The 17,386-nt window shown below is 71.3% G+C and carries 15 protein-coding genes; 6 read left to right on the top strand and 9 right to left on the bottom strand.

The window, feature by feature from the left end; genetic code table 11:
- Positions 1-6: 6 nt before the first annotated feature.
- Together FHS23_RS09455 and FHS23_RS09450 are read left to right on the top strand one after the other, a co-directional pair.
- Positions 7-639, top strand: a complete 633-nt coding sequence (locus FHS23_RS09455) for a TetR/AcrR family transcriptional regulator (RefSeq protein ID WP_183651823.1) — start codon at positions 7-9, stop codon at positions 637-639.
- 20 nt (positions 640-659) lie between these two features.
- Complete coding sequence (locus FHS23_RS09450; RefSeq protein WP_183651818.1) at positions 660-1,835, top strand: oxidoreductase; 1,176 nt, start codon at positions 660-662, stop codon at positions 1,833-1,835.
- 27 nt (positions 1,836-1,862) lie between these two features.
- Here the strand turns inward: FHS23_RS09450 and FHS23_RS09445 are convergent, their stop codons facing one another.
- The 3 genes from FHS23_RS09445 to FHS23_RS09435 form a co-directional block, all read right to left on the bottom strand.
- Positions 1,863-2,483: an L-threonylcarbamoyladenylate synthase gene (locus FHS23_RS09445; RefSeq protein ID WP_183651816.1), complete on the bottom strand. Its 621-nt coding sequence runs from the start codon at positions 2,481-2,483 to the stop codon at positions 1,863-1,865.
- 26 nt (positions 2,484-2,509) lie between these two features.
- Positions 2,510-2,833 carry an STAS domain-containing protein gene (locus tag FHS23_RS09440; protein ID WP_183651813.1) on the bottom strand — a complete coding sequence of 108 codons (324 nt, stop codon included), beginning with the start codon at positions 2,831-2,833 and terminating at the stop codon, positions 2,510-2,512.
- A 110-nt stretch (positions 2,834-2,943) separates the two neighbouring features.
- Positions 2,944-3,873, bottom strand: coding sequence for an AEC family transporter (locus tag FHS23_RS09435; RefSeq protein ID WP_183651810.1), 930 nt, complete (start codon positions 3,871-3,873; stop codon positions 2,944-2,946).
- A gap of 379 nt (positions 3,874-4,252) precedes the next feature.
- Between FHS23_RS09435 and FHS23_RS09430 the strand changes: the two genes are divergently transcribed.
- Positions 4,253-4,510 carry a hypothetical protein gene (locus FHS23_RS09430; protein ID WP_183651807.1) on the top strand — a complete coding sequence of 86 codons (258 nt, stop codon included), beginning with the start codon at positions 4,253-4,255 and terminating at the stop codon, positions 4,508-4,510.
- Positions 4,511-4,573: 63 nt separating this feature from the next.
- On the opposite strand, the gene FHS23_RS09425 is transcribed toward FHS23_RS09430, so the two are convergent.
- Genes FHS23_RS09425 through FHS23_RS09415 form a run of 3 tightly spaced genes read right to left on the bottom strand, consistent with a single transcriptional unit; the run spans position 4,574 to position 7,387 of the window.
- Positions 4,574-5,470, bottom strand: a complete 897-nt coding sequence (locus tag FHS23_RS09425; protein ID WP_183651804.1) for a universal stress protein — start codon at positions 5,468-5,470, stop codon at positions 4,574-4,576.
- Between the two features lie 38 nt (positions 5,471-5,508).
- Positions 5,509-6,492 (bottom strand): Acg family FMN-binding oxidoreductase, encoded by a 984-nt coding sequence (locus tag FHS23_RS09420; RefSeq protein WP_183651801.1) that lies wholly within the window; start codon positions 6,490-6,492, stop codon positions 5,509-5,511.
- Between the two features lie 4 nt (positions 6,493-6,496).
- Positions 6,497-7,387, bottom strand: coding sequence for a universal stress protein (locus FHS23_RS09415; protein ID WP_183651798.1), 891 nt, complete (start codon positions 7,385-7,387; stop codon positions 6,497-6,499).
- A 194-nt stretch (positions 7,388-7,581) separates the two neighbouring features.
- Here FHS23_RS09415 and FHS23_RS09410 point away from each other — a divergent pair, with 194 nt between their 5' ends.
- Both FHS23_RS09410 and FHS23_RS09405 read left to right on the top strand, forming a co-directional pair.
- Positions 7,582-9,930, top strand: coding sequence for a molybdopterin-dependent oxidoreductase (locus FHS23_RS09410; RefSeq protein ID WP_343053785.1), 2,349 nt, complete (start codon positions 7,582-7,584; stop codon positions 9,928-9,930).
- 264 nt (positions 9,931-10,194) lie between these two features.
- On the top strand, positions 10,195-11,466 hold the full coding sequence (locus tag FHS23_RS09405) for a YeeE/YedE thiosulfate transporter family protein (protein WP_183651793.1): 1,272 nt from the start codon (positions 10,195-10,197) through the stop codon (positions 11,464-11,466).
- Between the two features lie 89 nt (positions 11,467-11,555).
- Here FHS23_RS09405 and FHS23_RS09400 read toward each other — a convergent pair whose 3' ends face one another.
- On the bottom strand, positions 11,556-12,296 hold the full coding sequence (locus tag FHS23_RS09400; RefSeq protein ID WP_183651788.1) for a helix-turn-helix domain-containing protein: 741 nt from the start codon (positions 12,294-12,296) through the stop codon (positions 11,556-11,558).
- A 244-nt stretch (positions 12,297-12,540) separates the two neighbouring features.
- Here FHS23_RS09400 and FHS23_RS09395 point away from each other — a divergent pair, with 244 nt between their 5' ends.
- On the top strand, positions 12,541-13,617 hold the full coding sequence (locus FHS23_RS09395; RefSeq protein WP_221219312.1) for an MBL fold metallo-hydrolase: 1,077 nt from the start codon (positions 12,541-12,543) through the stop codon (positions 13,615-13,617).
- Between the two features lie 239 nt (positions 13,618-13,856).
- On the opposite strand, the gene FHS23_RS09390 is transcribed toward FHS23_RS09395, so the two are convergent.
- A complete protein-coding gene (locus FHS23_RS09390; RefSeq protein ID WP_183651782.1) occupies positions 13,857-15,653 on the bottom strand; it encodes a lactate permease LctP family transporter in 1,797 nt (598 codons plus the stop codon).
- 217 nt (positions 15,654-15,870) lie between these two features.
- Positions 15,871-17,256: an MFS transporter gene (locus FHS23_RS09385; RefSeq protein ID WP_183651779.1), complete on the bottom strand. Its 1,386-nt coding sequence runs from the start codon at positions 17,254-17,256 to the stop codon at positions 15,871-15,873.
- Positions 17,257-17,386 lie beyond the last annotated feature (130 nt).

Genomic DNA, 17,386 nt, shown 5'->3' with positions numbered 1-17,386 from the left:
GGCCGCATGCCAACGACGGCGACCTCCGCGGCCTCTCCCCCGCCGACCACGAACACAGGGCGGCAGGGCACCCGTGACCGCCTGCTCGACGCGGCCGAGTCCCTGTTACTCGCCCGCGACATCGACGAGGTCTCCATCCGGGCCATCAACGCCGCCGCGGGTATGAACCCGGCCGCGGTCCACTACCACTTCGGTTCGAAGGACGCCCTGATCGGCGCGCTCCTCGAACGCCGCCTCGCGCCCCACTGGCACGACGGCCTCACCCGGCTCACCGCACGCCGCCGCGCGGGCGACGCCCCCGGCGTGGCCGAACTCGTCGACGTCGTGCTGACACCGCTCGGCGAGCTCACCCGCACCGAAACCGGCCGACTCCAGCTGCGGCTGCTGGCGCGCGTGGTGCTGGCACGCCGCGAGGTCGGCTTCGCCTCCGGCTGGTTCGGACTCCGGCCGTGGATCGCGCTCCTGCGCGGCGCGGTACCCGGACTCGGCGGCGCCGAGGCCGCACGCCGGTTGCTGCTCGCGTTCGACCTCATCCTGCACACCCTGTCCGCAACCGGACCGGCCGAGCCTCCCGGCCGCAGCGCCTTCCGCTCCCTGCGGACGTTCGCCGTCGCGGGGCTCTCGGCACCGCCGCCGTGACCGCACCACCGGGAGGATCCGTGCCCACCGTTCCCGACGTCTTCGACCCCGCCCGACTGGGACCCGCCACCCTGCGGAACCGCATCGTCAAGGCCGCGACGTTCGAAGGCCGCACCCCGGAAGGCGCGGTCACCGACGATCTCGTCGACTTCCACGTCGAGGTGGCCCGCGGCGGCGTGGGCATGACCACCGTCGCCTACTGCGCGGTCGCGCCGGAGGGGCGCACCGACCGTCACCAGATCCTCATGCGCCCTGAGGCGGTGGCGGAGCTGCGACGGCTCACCGACGCGGTGCACGCCGAAGGTGCCGCCGTCGCCGCCCAACTCGGACATGCGGGGCCGGTGGCCAACGGCGCATCCAACCGTCGTCCCGCCCTCGCCCCCCACGCGTTGCCGAGCCCGCTCAGCATGCGCATGATGCGCAGGGCGACCGAGACCGACCTGGCGCGCATCGTCGCCGCGCACGCCGACGCCGCACGCGTGGCCGTCGCCGCCGGGTTCGATGCCGTGGAACTGCACTTCGGGCACAACTACCTGATCAGCTCGTTCCTCAGCCCGGCGTTGAACCACCGCTCCGACGGCTACGGCGGATCACCGGAACGGCGCGCTCGCCTGGCACGGGAGACCGCCGCCGCGGTACGTGAGGCCGTCGGCGGGGGCATCGCCGTCACCGCCAAGCTCAACATGGACGACGGCGTACCCGGCGGACTCCGGCCGGACGACAGCCTGCACGTCGCGCGCCGGCTCGAAGCCGACGGCACCCTCGACGCCCTCACACTCACCGCGGGAAGCTCGCTGCTGAATCCGATGTACCTGTTCACCGGCGACGCGCCCGTCAAGGAGTTCGCCGGGGCCTTCGGCCAACCGTTGCGGACCGGGCTGCGCCTGGCGGGCCCGGCGTTCCTGCGCCGCTACCCCTACCGGGACGCCTACCTGCTCGACCGCGCGCTCCGGTTCCGGGACGCCCTCGAGCTGCCACTCGTGCTGCTCGGCGGGATCACCGGTCGCGACACGATGGACCTGGCGATGCGCCACGGCTTCGCGTTCGTCGCCATGGCGAGGGCACTGCTCCGCGAACCGGACCTGCCGAACCGGCTGCGGGCCGAACCACGGCACCGTCCGCTGTGCGTCCACTGCAACAAGTGCATGCCGAGCATCTACAGCCGCACCCGGTGTGTGCTCGACGCTCCCGTGTGAGTGCCCCGCACCCCCGGCAGGTGCGGACTACTCGAACCGTGAGGGGTCGCCCGCGCCGACCCGGACGATCTCCGGCTCGTCTCCCGAGAAGTCGACGACCGTCGTGGGTTCGACGCCGCAGTCACCGGAGTCGATCACCGCGTCCAGCACGTGGTCGAGCGCCTCCTTGATCTCCCAGCCCTGGGTCATGGGCTCCTCCTCGCCCGGCAGCAACAGCGTGCTGGATACGAGCGGCTCGCCGAGCCCCTCCAGCAGGGCCTGCGTCGTCACGTGGTCCGGAATGCGCACACCGACGGTCTTCTTCTTCGGGTGCAGCAGTCGCCGCGGCACTTCCTTCGTCGCGGGGAGGATGAACGTGTACTGGCCGGGCGTCGCGGACTTGATCGCACGGAAGACGCTGTTGTCGACGTGGACGAACTGCCCCAGCTGGGAGAAATCCTGGCACACCAGCGTGAAGTGGTGCTTGTCGTCGAGCTTGCGGATGCTGCGGATCCGATCGAGCCCCTCGCGGTTGTCCAGCGAGGTGCCGAGCGCGAAGCACGAATCGGTGGGGTAGGCGATCAGCCCGCCGGAGCGGAGCAGGTCGACGACCTTACCGATCGACCGCGGCTGGGGATTGTCCTGATGTACGTCGTAGTAGATCGCCATGGCCGACACCCTATGCGTCGCGCACGCTATTCGCTCTCGCGCAGGTCGAGGACCTTGTCCAGACCGGTGACCTCAAATCCGCGCAGCACGGCGCGGTTTCCGACGAGCACGCGCAACGGGGTCCCCGCCGCCGTGCAGCGTTCGTGAGCCCGGACGAGGGCGCTCAGGCCGGACGACGCCAGGAACGTGACCCCACTGAGGTCGGCCACCACGGCCATCGGGGGCGAGACCTCGTGGCACGCGGCGTCGAGCGCCGAGTCGAGTTGGGCCACCGTCCCCAGGTCCACCTCGCCCTTTGCGCGCACGAACAAGCCATCGTCGCTTCGGTCGACCGTGATCACCAGTTCCATGTGCCCTCCGTCGCCGAACCCTGTGCCTATCGGAGACTTACTTGTACCACGGCTGCGTCGTCCCGGCGCTTCGTACCGCCCGGCAGGGGGCCACCGCACGGGCGCGCCGGTCAACCGACGAGTGCGACGACGCCGAACAGCATCGGCAGGGAGACGATCGTCGTCGTCAGCGCTGCGTCACGCGCCAGCTGCACGCCCTGATCGAACCGCACGGCGTAGCCGAAGACGTTCTGCGCCGTGGGCAGCGCGGCGCACACCACGGCCGCGAGCAACGCGTGCTCGTCCGCGCCGACCGCCGTGGCGAGCCCCCACGCGAGCAGCGGGTGTGCCAGGTTCTTCAGCGCCACGACGGTGATCAGCGAGGGGCGCAGGTCCCGGTCCCGGCCGGGCAGGGTCGAGGCGTGCAGCGAGATGCCGAACGCCAGCAGCATCGCCGGCACCGCCAGGTCGCCCAGCAGGTCGATCGGGTCCATCACCGCTTCCGGCGGCAGGAAGCCCGTCGCCGAGCAGGCGATACCGGCCGCACTCGCGAGCGCGAGCGGGTTGCGCAGTGGCGCACTGAAAGCCCGCAGCCAGTTCGGACTGCCCCCGCCGGCACGCTCGGACAACACGTCGAGCACCGAGGTGAACACCGGGGTGAGCACCGCGAGCTGGAACAGCAGCACCGGCGCCACGTCGGCCACGCCGTGCAGCACGTACGTCGCGATCGGAATGCCCAGATTGCCCGCGTTGACGTAGCCGCTGGCCATCGAGCCAACGGTGAGCTCACCGGCCTCTCTGCGCCGCATCAGGCCGAACGGCAGGTATAGCGCACACGCCAGCGTGCTGGTGACGCCGGTGACCAGCAGCGCCGTGGAGAAGACGGAACCGACGTCGGTGCGGGCGAGCGTGCCGAACAGCAGCGCCGGACTGCCGACGAAGAAGGCGGTGCGCGAGAGCACCTGCATGGCCGATCCGCCCAGCGCACCGGTGCGGCCGAGGACGTATCCGACCGCGACCACGAACCCGATGACCAGGAATCCTTCGAGCACCCCGTTCATGCGGCCGTCACACGCGAAACCCTATTCGTGTGACGTATATCACTGACTGCCGGGTAGGCGTCACGGTGTCCACTGTGGACTACCGGACACCGGCGACGATCCGTTCGGTGGCCTGCAACTCCGCCGCCGGCCGCCGGGTCGACCCCGGACCCCGGCCGCTCGCGAGCGGTGCCACAGCCGACTTCCGGGTGTAGCTTGCCGTGCGGGGAAACGTGCACACCGAGGGCCGCATCCGCCCGCGCGGGGCGAGCAGACGACGGACATCAGCACCCGGATGCAGCAGGGGCACCGGGTGGCCGGTGGTGTCGACCGGCACGTCCGGTCGCGCCGTCCACGGGCGCCGCGGCTCGGACGCGAGAAGCGCGCGAAGGGAGTCGCCATGATCGAACGTGCGGACGACATCGGCATCGGAGACCGCGTCACCTACCTGCCGGGCACCGCCACAGCGCCACGGCAGTGCGTCCACGGGCACGTCGTCGCACCGCCCGTGCCCGATCCGTACACCGCCGTCGTGTGGCTGCCCACTCGCCCGGACGGCGCCGCCGACGACATCGAACCGACGTGGGTGCGCCACGACCGCGTCGTCGAGTTCACGCACCCGCCGCAGTCCCTCGAACCCCGGCCTCGCCCGGTGTGACACCGGCGCCGCGCCGCCGCTCGCCCGGTCGGTCCCGCCCTCGGCCCCGGCGTGGCCCCGGCGTCAGCCCCGGCGTGGCCGGACGATCATGACCGGGCAGGCGGCGTGGTGGATCAACGTCTGACTCGTCGACCCGAGGAGCATTCCGCGGAATCCTCCGCGCCCGCGGCTGCCCGCGACCAGCAGGCGAGCACCCTGGGCGCGTTCGAGCAGCTGCTGCCGGGGCTTGCCCGGCACCACGACCCGCTCCACTCGCACGTCCGGATAGCGCTCCGGCATGCCCGCCAGTGCCTCGGACAGCACGACCTGCTCGGACTGCTCCTGCGACGCCCCCTCGGCCATCTCGGCCAGGCGCCACTCGTACTCCACGTCCGCCCAGGCGTGCACGGCGACCAGCGGGGCACCGAGCAGCGACGTTACGGAGAACGCGGCGTTCACGGCGGCCGTGCTCACCCCGCTGCCGTCGACTCCGACGACCACCGGGCCCTCCCGCGCCATCCCGGTGCCGGCGCCCCGCACGACCACCACGGGGCACTGTGCGTGCGCGGTCAGCGACACCGATGTCGACCCGACCAGCATGCCCGTGAAGCCGCCGCGGCCCGAGGTGCCGACCACCAGCACACTCGCCCGCTCGGACTCGTCCACGAGCATCGGCACCGACCCCTGCAACGGCATGTCGGTCTCGACGTCGACCTCGGGCGCCCTCGCGGTCACCCGCGACCGTGCGTCCTCGAGGAATTTCCGTCCCTCGTCCTCCATCGCCCGGTACACCTCGGGGCTGGCGGGAAGATCCCCGCCGTAGAAGCCCTGCACGTAGGTGAACGCGTGCACGATCCGCAGCGGCCGGTTGCTCGCCGCGGCCAGGTCGGCCGCCCAGTCCAGTGCGCGCGTCGCTCCGTCGGACCCGTCGGTCCCGACCACCACCGGGCCGTCCCGCAGCGCTGGGGTTTCGGTGTCCATACCTCGAGGCTCCTTCCGACGTCACCGGACGGCACTCGTCATCCGGCGTAGCTGGTCACGTCCTCCACCGGTCGACGCGGGGTCGTCGCGCCGGGATATCCGTAGCCGAGGCGCAACGCGGTCTGCGGGTACCCCCGGCGCCCCAGTGCCGTCGTGAGTTCGAGCCGGGTGGACTCGACCTCCAGGGGCTGCGGCAGGAACGATGCGCCCAGCCCGCGTGAGGTGGCCACGAGCAGCACGTGTTCCAGCGCGATGCCCGCGGTGATCCGATGTCTGCGGGTGTCGCCGGTACTGGTGAGCACCGCGACGCACGGGTCACGTTCGAACGCCCGTGCCGCTGTCGGCGGCTCGTCGGCGACGCGGCGAGCCGCACCGAAGTCGCGCATGGCCAGCAGCGTCCCGGGCTCGGGTCGTGGCCCGCCCGCCGACGCGGGCACGCCGTCCGGCCGCTCCCCGTCGTGCGTCCACGCGGCCAGCTCGGCGCGGTAGTCCGCATCGCGGGCGAGCTCGTGGTCGGCGCGGCGCAACAACGCGGCGAACGTGTCGAGCTCGGCCGGGGACAGCACCACGAGCCGGGCGCCCTCGCCGTCGGCCGCGGCGGCGAGCCGGTGCCGCAGCGACGGCGGGACGGGCCGGTCGGCGAACGGCCTGCGGTTGGTGGCCCGGCGCGCGACGGCGGCGCCGAGCGCGATGTCCTCGGGCCCGGGTCTCGCCGGTCCGGTGAACCGCACGACGCCCGCCAGTTCGGGGCGCCCGCCGTCCGGCAGCACATCGACGGCGCAGCCGTACCCGGCCGCGGTGAGCGCGACCCGCATGTTGCACAGCACCGCGCCGCACGCCAGGTCGGCGCCGCGGCCGCCGTCGTCACCGTGTTCGAGCACCCGGCCGGCGTCCCGCAGCACCTCGACGCCGTCGCCGAGCACCCGGAACCGCCACGGCTGGGTGTTGTGCTGCGACGGGGCGCGGATGCCCGCGCGCACGGCGATGTCCGCGGGGCCGGTCGTCGCGTCGCGGGCTCCCATCGGCTCAGGCTCCCGACCCCTCCGGCCGGGTCACGACGACCGGGCACGGCGCGTGGATCACCAGCGCCTGGCTCGTCGACCCGAGCAGCATGCCGGCGAACCCGCCGCGGCCCCTCGTCCCGACCACCACGAGCTGCGCGCCCTCGGCGTGCCGCAACAGCGCGCGGACAGGTCGCCCTGCTTCGAGTACCTCGCGCACCTCGACATCCGGGTAGCGTTCCCGCCAGGGCGCGAGCGCCTCGTCGAGGAGCGTGCGCCCTGCGGCCTCCACCTCGGTCAGGTCCGTCGGGAACGGATATGCGTAAGGTCCTTCGGTCGCGATCACATCGTTCCAGGTATGCGCTGCGACAAGTGGCACACCGCGTAGCTGTGCGGCGTCGAAGGCAACTGACACGGCCTGCCCGGCGTGCTCCGATCCGTCCACGCCGACGACCACGGGTCCGGCCATCGGGGGCGGGTCGTCGTAGCGTGCGCCCCGCACCACGACGACATCGCTGTGGGCATGTGCGGCCAGCGACACGGCCACAGAGCCGACGAGCATACCGGTGAACCCGCCGAGACCACGCGATCCGACCACCACACACCGCGCACCGCGCGACTCGTTCGCCAGCACATGGGCCGGCTGGCCCTCGACACGCAGCGCCTCGACCTCGATCCCCGGCACCGCCTGCGCGATCTCGGTCCGGGCGGCGTCCAGCGCGGCCTGGGCCTGTTGTTCGACACCCTCGCGCACCTTTTCCACCGAGTACACGAACGCCGGGTAGGCGCCGCTCGGGACAAAATAGGCGAAGACCAGCCGTACCGCGTCACCGCGCCGTTCGGCTTCCCGGGCGGCCCACACCGCCGCGTGCATAGCCGATGCGGACCCGTCGATCCCTGCCACGATCGTTGCCATGAACTGCACTCCCCTCCGATGTGTGCCGTCGACCCGGCCGGCGTGACCACGGTCACGTCAGGTCACAGCATCGGAGATTACTCGCGACAACCCTGCCCGGCAGTGCAGTCGCCGGCGCCCGGCGCTCGCCGATGTCCGCGCGGTGCAGGCGACCGTGGCGGCCGCCTGCACCGCGCGCGAGTACGGTCGCCGGTGTGAGTGGTGACAGTTCGGCAGGTGAGACCACCCGCACCCCGACGACCTTCCACTGGGGCCGCTACGACGTCGTGTCCTCCGGTGACCGGGTCGTCGCGGTGGAACCGCATCCGGGCGATCCGGATCCGTCGCCGGTCGGGGCGGGCGTGCCAGAGGTGAACCACGCGCCGTACCGGATCACCCGCCCGATGGTGCGCGAAGGCTGGCTCCTCGGCGACCGCGACTCGGTACGCGGCCGGGACCGGTTCGTCACCGTGACCTGGGACCGCGCATTCGACCTGGCGGCAGGTGAGCTCACCCGGGTCCGCGGCGAACACGGGCCGGCGGCGATCTACGGCGGCTCCTACGGCTGGGGCAGTGCCGGGCGGTTCCACCATCCCCAGAGCCAGATCCACCGGTTCCTCGCGATGGCCGGCGGGTACACCGCCTCGGTCAACACCTACAGCTTCGCCGCCATGGAGGTCGTGCTTCCGCACGTGATCGGAGGCGGGCCGACGAGCCTGCACGAGCGGGGCCCGACATGGCGGGAGATCACGGAGCACGCGGGCCTCGTCGTCTCGTTCGGCGGACTGGCCGCGAAGAACACGCAGATGGTGCCGGGCGGCCCGAGCAGGCACACGCAGACGTCGTGGCAACGCGCCGCGGCCGGGGCCGGGGTGCGGTTCGTCAACGTCTCCCCCGTCCGGGACGACGCCGCGGCCGAACTCGGCGCGCGGTGGCTGCCGCTGCGGCCGGGGACGGACACGGCGCTGATGCTCGCGCTCACCCACGTCCTGCTCGCCGAGGGACTCGCCGACACCGACTTCGCGACCCGCTGCTGCGTCGGCTTCGACCGGTTCCGTGACTACGTGCTCGGCCGGAGCGACGGCACGGCGAAGGATCCGGCATGGGCCTCCGGCATCACCGGAGTACCGGAGGACGGCATCCGTGAGCTGGCGCGCACGATCGCCGCACATCGCACGGTGATCAACCTCGCGTGGTCGATCCAGCGGCACGACCACGGCGAACAGCCGTACTGGGCGGGCATCGCGCTGGCGGCACTGTCCGGATCGTGCGGCCTGCCCGGCGGCGGCCCCGCGGGCGGCCTGGGGATCGCCGAGCACGGCACCCGGGGCCATCGACGGATCGCCGCATTGCCCCAGCCCGCCGGCGGTGCCGTGGCCCGCATCCCGGTGGCGCGTATCGCCGACATGCTCCTCGAACCGGGCGGGACGGTCGACTACGACGGCGAGCGCATCACCTTCCCGGACACCCGCCTCGTGTACTGGGCGGGCGGCAACCCGTTCCACCACCACCAGGATCTCGGCAGGTTGGAGCGGGCGTGGCAACGCCCGGACACGGTGATCGTCCACGAATCGTGGTGGAACGCGACGGCCAGGCGTGCCGACATCGTCTTCCCGGTGGCCACCACGCTCGAACGGGACGATTTCGCGCTGGGCGCCGCCGACTCCACCATCACCGCCATGCACCGGGCGGTGCCGCCACCCGCGGACGTGCGGACCGATCACGCGGTCTTCGCCGCACTCGCCGCGCGGCTCGGCTTCGGTGACCGCTTCACCGAAGGCCGCTCCGAACGGCAGTGGGTGCGCGAGCTGTACGACCGCACGCGCGAGCGGCTCCGTGCCGAGGGCGTCGATCTGCCCGGCTTCGACGCGTTCTGGCGCGCGGGGTCGGCGGCTCTGCCCGAGAAGGACATGACACCCGACGGCGGTTCTTTCGCCACACTGCGCACCGATCCCGCGGGCGCTCCCCTCGCGACCCCGTCCGGCAGGATCGAACTGGTCAGCGACACGGTCGCCGCGTTCGGCTATCCGGACTGCCCCGGCATGCCCGTGTGGCTCGAACCCTACGAGCGGCTCGGCACCGAGGCCGCCGAGCGCCACGGCCTGCACCTGGTGTCGAACCAGCCGAAGACGCGACTGCACTCGCAGTACGACGGCGGCCGCATCAGCCGGGATTCGAAGGTCGGCGGCCGCGAACCCGTCGACCTGCACCCCGACGACGCCCGTGCCCGTGGGATCGCGGACGGCGACACCGTGCGGATCCACAACGACCGCGGGGCCTGCCTCGCCGGCGCACGGCTCACCGACGCGGTGCGGCCCGGCGTGGCGGTGCTGGCGACGGGTGCCTGGTACGACCCCGACGACGACGGTGTCTGTCGACACGGCAACCCCAACGTGCTCACGCGCGACACCGGTACGTCCCGGCTGGCACAGGGACCGACGTCCGGCACGACCCTCGTCGAGATCGAACCCACGGGCGCCGACGTACCCGCCGTCCGCGCGTTCGAGCCGCCCGAGGTCGTCGAGGCGACCCCGCCGCCGGGTGAGGTCGACCGGCCGGTGTGACGCCGATCGCGGCCCACCTGCCGCGGTCGTGTCCGGGGCGTCCCGGATCGTGGACACGGTTCGTCGGGGCGGCGCGCCGACGTAGGCTGGCCCGTGCAGGCACCCGCCGCGGCGGCATCCCACCGTCGGTCCGCCGGAAAGCCGCGTGATCGTCCACCACGGGCTCGACCGCCGCATCGTCGCGGGCTCGGACCCACCCACGGCCGCCCGGGATCCACTGCGGATCGCCGCGGGCCGCGCCACATCAGCGAAGCAGGAGCGACCGTGTCCACCGACACCGACCCGACCAGCGTGCGCAACTTCCTCACCACGTCACCGACCTCCGGGACGGCGCCCCGTCGGCAGCCGGAGGAGCCCGTGCGCACGGCGCCGCTCACCGCAGCCGGGATCGGGGCTGTCGCCCTCGCCTGGTACGTCTGGGCGGTGCACGGGGCGCAGTTCGGCGCGCTGCTCGTCATCGGCCTCTTCCTCGGCGTCGCGCTCTTCCACTCCCGATTCGGCTTCACGTCCGCATGGCGGCAGCTGATCGGTGTCGGCAACGGCGAGGGGCTGCGTGCCCACACGTTGCTGCTCGGCACGGCGGCCACGCTGATCGCGCTCGTGATCGGTACCGGCACCGGCCTGTTCGGCAACACCCCGGAAGCCAGCGCGGGGCCGATCGGTATCGCACTGTTCGTGGGCGCCACCCTGTTCGCGATCGGCATGCAACTGGGTGGGGCGTGCGCCTCGGGCACGCTGTTCGCCGTCGGCTCCGGCCAGTCGACGATCGTGCTCACGCTCGGCGGTTTCGTCGTCGGCTCGGTGCTGTACACGTTCGCCTTCCCGCTGCTCGACGGCTGGCCCGCGGTGCCCGGTGTGCTGCTGGCCGACCACGTCGGCTGGTTCGGTTCCTGGGCGATCACGATCGCCGTGCTGCTGCTCATCGTCGTGGCGACCCGGATCGTCCAGGCCCGACGCACCCCGCCGCCGGTCGGGGCGCCGCCCACCGCGACCGGTATCGCCCGGGTGTTCCGCGGCTCCTGGCCGATGTTGGTCGGCGCGGTCGTACTCGGTGTCCTCGCCGCCGCGGTGATGCTCGTCTCCGGCGGTATCTGGGGCGTGACGACGGCGTTCGCGTTGTGGGGAGCCAAGCTGCTGCAGTTGATCGGGCTACACCCTGAGACCTGGGACTTCTGGCAGCAGCCGCGGTTCGCCGAGATGCTCGACGGTTCCGTGTGGACGGAGAAGACCACGCTCACCAACGTGGGCATCATCCTCGGCGCGGCCGTGGCCTCCGCCGCGGCGGGCGCGTGGAAGATCCGCTCCGAGATCCCGTGGCGCACCGCCGTCGCCGCGGTCCTCGGGGGCATCCTGATGGGGCTCGGCGCCCGCCTCGCCGGGGGCTGCAACATCGGCGCCTACCTCGGCGGCATCTCGACCGGAAGCCTCCACGGCTGGCTGTGGGGCGCCTTCGCCCTGTTCGGCACCTGGGTCGGCATCAAGCTCCGGCCGCTGTTCGGCCTCGGCGTTCCGCAGCGCACCGACGGCGTCTGCTGATCGGCGGCGGTCAACCCGTCCGCGTTGCCTCTCACCGGGTTTCGACCGCCCGGTAACCGCGTAGCGCCCCGATGCCGCCTCGGATGCCCTTACCCGAGCTCGGGTGGTCCGCAGGTTTCGAGCGTGCGAGCGGCGTAACGGCCGAGCCCGGCGAGCCGACCGACCGTGGCACGGGAGCGGAACGACCGCTCGGGTCCGATCACGGCGATGGCGGCCTCGGTCGCCGCGAGCCTGCGGACCGGGGCGGCGAGGGACGCGGTTCCGTCGATCACGTGGCCGAACTCGAGGGCGTAACCGTCGTCCCGCGCCCTGGCGATGCGGGTGGCGAGATCGTCGCTGCCGGCTCCCGGCCGGCGGTGCTCCGGCTCGTCGCGGCTCGCGGCGATCACGACGCCGCCCGCACCGCGATTGGAGAAGGTCGTGCCGCGATGCTTCCAGAAGTCGACGGCGCCACGCGGCTCGACGCGATCGACGTGCACCACGCCACGCTCGGTGGGGAACACGAGCGCGACCGTGAGCCCGACCTCCGCGGACAGGCCGTGAAGGATCGGACGGGCCGCTGCGCGCAGCGCATGCCGGGCCGCCGTGAGCTGCCCCCATTCGTACAGCCGCAGCCCGAGCATGTAGCGGCCGGTCTCCGGGTCCTGCTCGACCAGTCCGGCACGTCGCAACGTGGCCAGCAGCCGGGCCGCGGTGCTCTTGGCCGTCCCGATTCGGTCCGCCACCTCCGTCACACCCAGGTGCTCGGCGTCCTCGAAACACTCGAGAACGGCCACGGCGCGGGTGACCGACGCTACGTCTCCGCCGGACCCGCGTGTCGAGGTCGTCACACCAGCCTCCTGTAGATCCGGCCGGGCGACGCGTCCGCCCGGCATTGGACCTCCACAGCGATAGCACAGTTACGCCTCCCAGGCATCACCGTTGCGCGATGGCGAACAGGACCTGACCGGCACCCGACCACCGGCTTACCGTCCGCACCGTCGACCTCGTGAGAGGAGTTTCCGTATGTGCACGCTGTGTGGTGCATCGAACGATCTGTCCCCCGGAGTCCGGGAAGGACTCCCTCGACGCTCGGTGCTGGGCGCGGTGGGCGGCCTGGCCGCGCTCGGTGGTATCGCCGGCTGCTCGGGTGGCTCCGTCGCGACCAGGACCGCCGCATCGACGCCCGCGTCTTCGGGACAGCAGGACAAGCTGGCCGTCGTGCTGCTCGGGACCCAAGCCGGACCGCCGGTGGACCCCGGCCGCGCGGGTATCGCCACCGCGCTCGTCGTCGACGGTGCGACCTACGTCGTCGACTGTGGCAGGGCCGCCACGACCCGGTACGTCGAGGCCGGACTCCGGCTGGACTCGTTGCGCGGGATCTTTCTCACGCACCTGCACGCCGACCACGTCGCCGACTACTACAACTTCTTCCTGCTCGGTGGGCACATCAAGAACATCCTGGGTGACACTCTCGCCGGCCCGGTACCGGTGTACGGCCCCGGGCCCGCCGACGATCTGCCGCCGAAGTTCGGCGGCGGCACCGCGCCCACCGTCGCACCGAAATCGCCGACGCCGGGCACCGCGGAGATGACCACGCGACTACACCAGGCGTACGCCTACAGCGACAACATCTTCCTGCGAGACATGAGCATCCGCGACATTCGCACCCTCGCCGATGTCCACGAGATCGCCCTTCCCTCCGTCGGCGCGGGACCTCGGAACACCGCACCTGCCACTCCGCCGTTCCCTGTCATGGAGGACGACCGGGTGAAGGTCACGGCGACCCTGGTGCCGCACGGGCCGGTCTTCCCCTCGTTCGCGTTTCGATTCGACACCGACCACGGGTCCGTCACGTTCTCCGGCGACACCCGGACGACCGACAACCTCACGACCCTTGCCCGAGGCACCGACATGCTCGTCCACGAGGCGATCAACGTCCGGGACGTCGACCTGAGCCCGGCCGATCTCGAGCACATGCTCCAGTCCCACGTCGAGGTGCAGGAAGTGGGAAGCGTGGCCCAGAAGGCGGACGCCGCGGCGCTCGTGCTCTCCCACATCTCGAATCTCGGATCTCCGGTCGACACAGCACGGTGGGAACACATGGCCGCCAAGGGATACGACCGCCCCGTCACCGTCGGCACCGACCTGCAACGCCTGGTCATCGCCTGAGGGCCTGCTGCACCGGAAACCGACCCGCACTGAACCGGCTCAGGACACGAAGTGGAATGTTCTTCGCAGCTCGACGAGCCAACATCGGCGACAGCGGTAATCCCCTCCGGGACGCGCTGCGCAGTACCGGGCCGACGTCCGCGGCCGGGACAGTGCCGAGGCCGCGGCCGCTGCTCAAACCCCGAGCCTGAGCAGCGGACCGCGACCTGCCGGGCGCGTGGCGTTACCACGCGCGGACCTCAACCGCGCGAACCTCGACCGGCCCCACTCGGTCCGGGTGCCTGCCGACGCATCCACACGACCAGCCCGACCAACGCGGCGACGAGCACGACCATCATGAGAGTGCCCAGATTGAACCCGATGCCGTAGATGGCCATGTAGACCAACGAACCGGCTGTCACGCAGTAGTAGATCGTGACCAGGATGGTCTTACGGATCAGGTCGCCTTCACGGCCCAGCAGCCCCACGGTCGCCGATGCGGCCACGATGTTGTGCACGGCGATCGGGTTGCCACCCGCGCCACCGGCGGCCTGCGCGGCGACGACGTTCTCCGGCGGCACGCCGATCTGCTCGCCGGTGGAGAACTGGAACTGCGAGAACGTCAGGTTCGACACGGTGTTGGATCCGGCTACGAACGCACCGAGCGCGCCGATCCAGGGAGCGACAGCCGGCCATGCACCGCCCGAGATCGCGGCTGCCCCCTCGGCCATGGTCACCGGCATGCTCGCGAGGCCCGAGTCGTTCAGCTCCGGACCGGACTGGATCAGAACCCGCACCAACGGCACGGCGAACAACAACGCCACAGCCGTCCCGGCCAACTGGCGACCGGCGATCTTCCATGTCTGGCCGATCTGGCGACCGTTCATCCGCTGCAGCCCATAAGCGACCACGCAGGCGAGGATGAGCATGAATGCCGGTGAGTAGAACGGTTCCACGGACGTCGAGATCTCCGTGCCCAGTAGCTCGTCGAACGGGATGGACAGGGCTTCGGTGAGGAACTCGTTCAGCGGGTCGACGATGCGGGTGAGGACCAGCAGGCCGACGAGGACAACGTACGGGGTCCACGCCCGAACCAGGCTCATCCGCGCCGCCGGCTCGGACAACGCCCCCGGCTCGATGTTGCCCATCCACCGCTCCGACCAACTCGAGCGCGCACCGAAGTCGAAGGTGTCCTTCGGCATCAAAAAGCCCCGGCTCGAGGTGAACATGACGAGCGCGAGCCCGATCATCCCGCCCAGCAGCGACGGGAACTCCGGGCCGAGGAACCGGGCCACCAGCACCGAGGGGACGGTCATCGCCAACGAGGCGTACAGCGCGAACGGCCAGATCGCCAGCCCATCGCCGAACCTGCGCTCGGGGCCGAAGAACCCGGTGAGCATGACCGCCAGGATCAGCGGGATCAGCAGGCCGACGACACCGTGGATGGCCGCGGTCTGGAATCCGATCTCCGCGACGTACTCGGAGTGGGTCAACCCCATTTCGGTGGAGCGCTCCGCCACCCCGGAGCCGCCACGCAGCCCGTCGTTGACCCCGACCAGGATCGGGGTGCCGACGGCGCCGAAGGTGACCGGCGTGCTCTGGATGATCAGTCCCACCATCACCGCGGCCATGGCCGGAAAGCCCAGCGCCAGCAACAGCGGAGCCACCACCGCCGCCGGCGTGCCGAAGCCGGAGGCACCCTCGATGAAGCTACCGAACAGCCACCCGATGATGACCGCCTGCACCCGTCGATCCGGCGAGATCTTCATGAACCCCGCCCGGATGGTCGCCATGGCGCCGCCGACGGTCAGCGTCGACAACAGCAACAGGGCGCCGAAGACGATGTAGAGCAAGGTCGCCGCCGTGATCAACCCCTCGAGAGAGGCGGCCGCCACCCCGGCAATGTCCATGTCCCACACCAGCAAGGCGACAAGCACGACGACGACATACCCACACGGCATGGCGTACTTCGCCGGCCACCGAAACCCGACCAGTAGAACGCCGATGACGAGGATCGGGGCAAGGGCGAGGAGACTGAGCACGACGAGGTTGTCCACGGGCCTTTCCTCTCTGAAAGCGTTCCACCATGTCCACTGCCACGGTGTATCGGACCACCGTGAAGGACGCGGCACGGATCAGCCACCGCAGTCACCCGGCCAGCCCTGTCCGCGGCTCTGCCGTGAGCCGCTGCGAACGTTCCGTGGTGTCCCGTGCGCGTCAAGTGAGTCTTGCTGCATCCCCCTGGGCATGAACGCCCGGTGGCCGGCTCCGCCGTCACGTGCCCGCCCGGTCGGCGGGTTCCGGTCCGCTCACCGTCACGCCGAGGTCGACGCCCTTCGGCTCGGCCACCAGCGACACCGCGCCACCGGAGATGACGGCGAGCAGCATGATGTACAGGCCGACCGAACCTCCCCAACCGGTCCCCTGCACGAGCAACTCGGCGATCGTGGGTGCGAACGCTCCGCCGAGGATCGCGCCGAGCGCGTACCCGATCGACACGCCCGAGTAGCGCACGCTGACCGGGAACATCTCGGCGTACAGCGCGGACATCGGCCCGTACGAGAAGCCCAGGCCCAGGGCCAGGATCACGATCCCCGCACCGAACAGCAGGAGCTCACCGGTGTCGACCAGCAGGAACATCGGCAGCATCCACAGGAACATGAACGCGTACCCGAACTGGAACGTCCGCACCCGGCCGATGCGGTCGGACAGCATGCCGCCCCACAGCGTGGACGCCAACCATGCGACGGAGGCGATCACGATCACCGTCAGAATCGCCGACCGTTCCAGCCCGAGCACGCTCGTGCCGTAGCTGAGGAAGTACGCGATGACGAGATAGCCCGCCGCGTTGTTGCCCACGAAGATGAGCGCGGTGAGCAGCACCTCGCGTTTGTTGCGGCGCATCAGATCGCGCAGCGGTGCGGACGACTCCTTCCGCCGTTCCAGCATCTCCTGGAAGACGGGACTCTCCTCGACGGCCCGCCGGATCACGTAGCCGACGACGACCAGCACCACCGAGAACAGGAACGGAATCCGCCAGCCCCAGGCCTGGAACTGCTCCGGGGTCGTCACGGCGGTGATGGCCCACAGCATTCCGGTGGCGAGGATCAGGCCGATGGGCACACCGATCTGCGGGTAGGCGCCGAACGTCCCGCGCCGGTGGACCGGTGCGTGCTCGACCGACATCAGGGCGGCACCGCCCCACTCCCCGCCCGCGGAGAAACCCTGCAGGATCCGCAGCAGCATCAGCAGGATGGGCGCCGCGACACCGATCTCGGAGTACGTCGGCAGCAGGCCGATCAGCGACGTCGCGCCGCCCATGGTGACGAGCGTGAGCACCAGCATCTTCTTCCTGCCCAGCCGGTCGCCGTAGCGCCCGGCGATGATCGCCCCGAGCGGGCGGAACAGGAAGCTGATCCCGATCGTCGCCAGCGACACGACCGCCGCGAGCCCCGGCGAGTCCTCGCTGAGCGGGCCGAAGAACAGCGGCGCGAGCACCAGGCTGGCGGCCTGGGCGTAGATGAAGAAGTCGAACCATTCGATGGATGTGCCGGCGAGGGTGCTGGCCAGCACCTTCCGTTCGCCGGTGGTCAACTTCCGGGGGGCCTGCCGGCGGTCGTCGGCCGCTGCGGCCCCCTGCAGTGGGGACTGCGGTTCCATGTGAACTCCGTTGTTCGAACCGTGCCGGGGAGGCGGTCGCCTGCCGGCTTCGCCGCGCCTCGCCCGGCGGGCGAGGCGCGGCGACGATCGAGAATGCGACATCGGACGGCATTACGCCACCCCTCCGCGG

Origin of the sequence: Prauserella isguenensis (assembly GCF_014191605.1) — a bacterium.
Taxonomy (GTDB): domain Bacteria; phylum Actinomycetota; class Actinomycetes; order Mycobacteriales; family Pseudonocardiaceae; genus Prauserella; species Prauserella isguenensis.
Note: the sequence above shows the minus strand (reverse complement) of the source record. Positions and strands in the feature narration are given on the sequence as shown.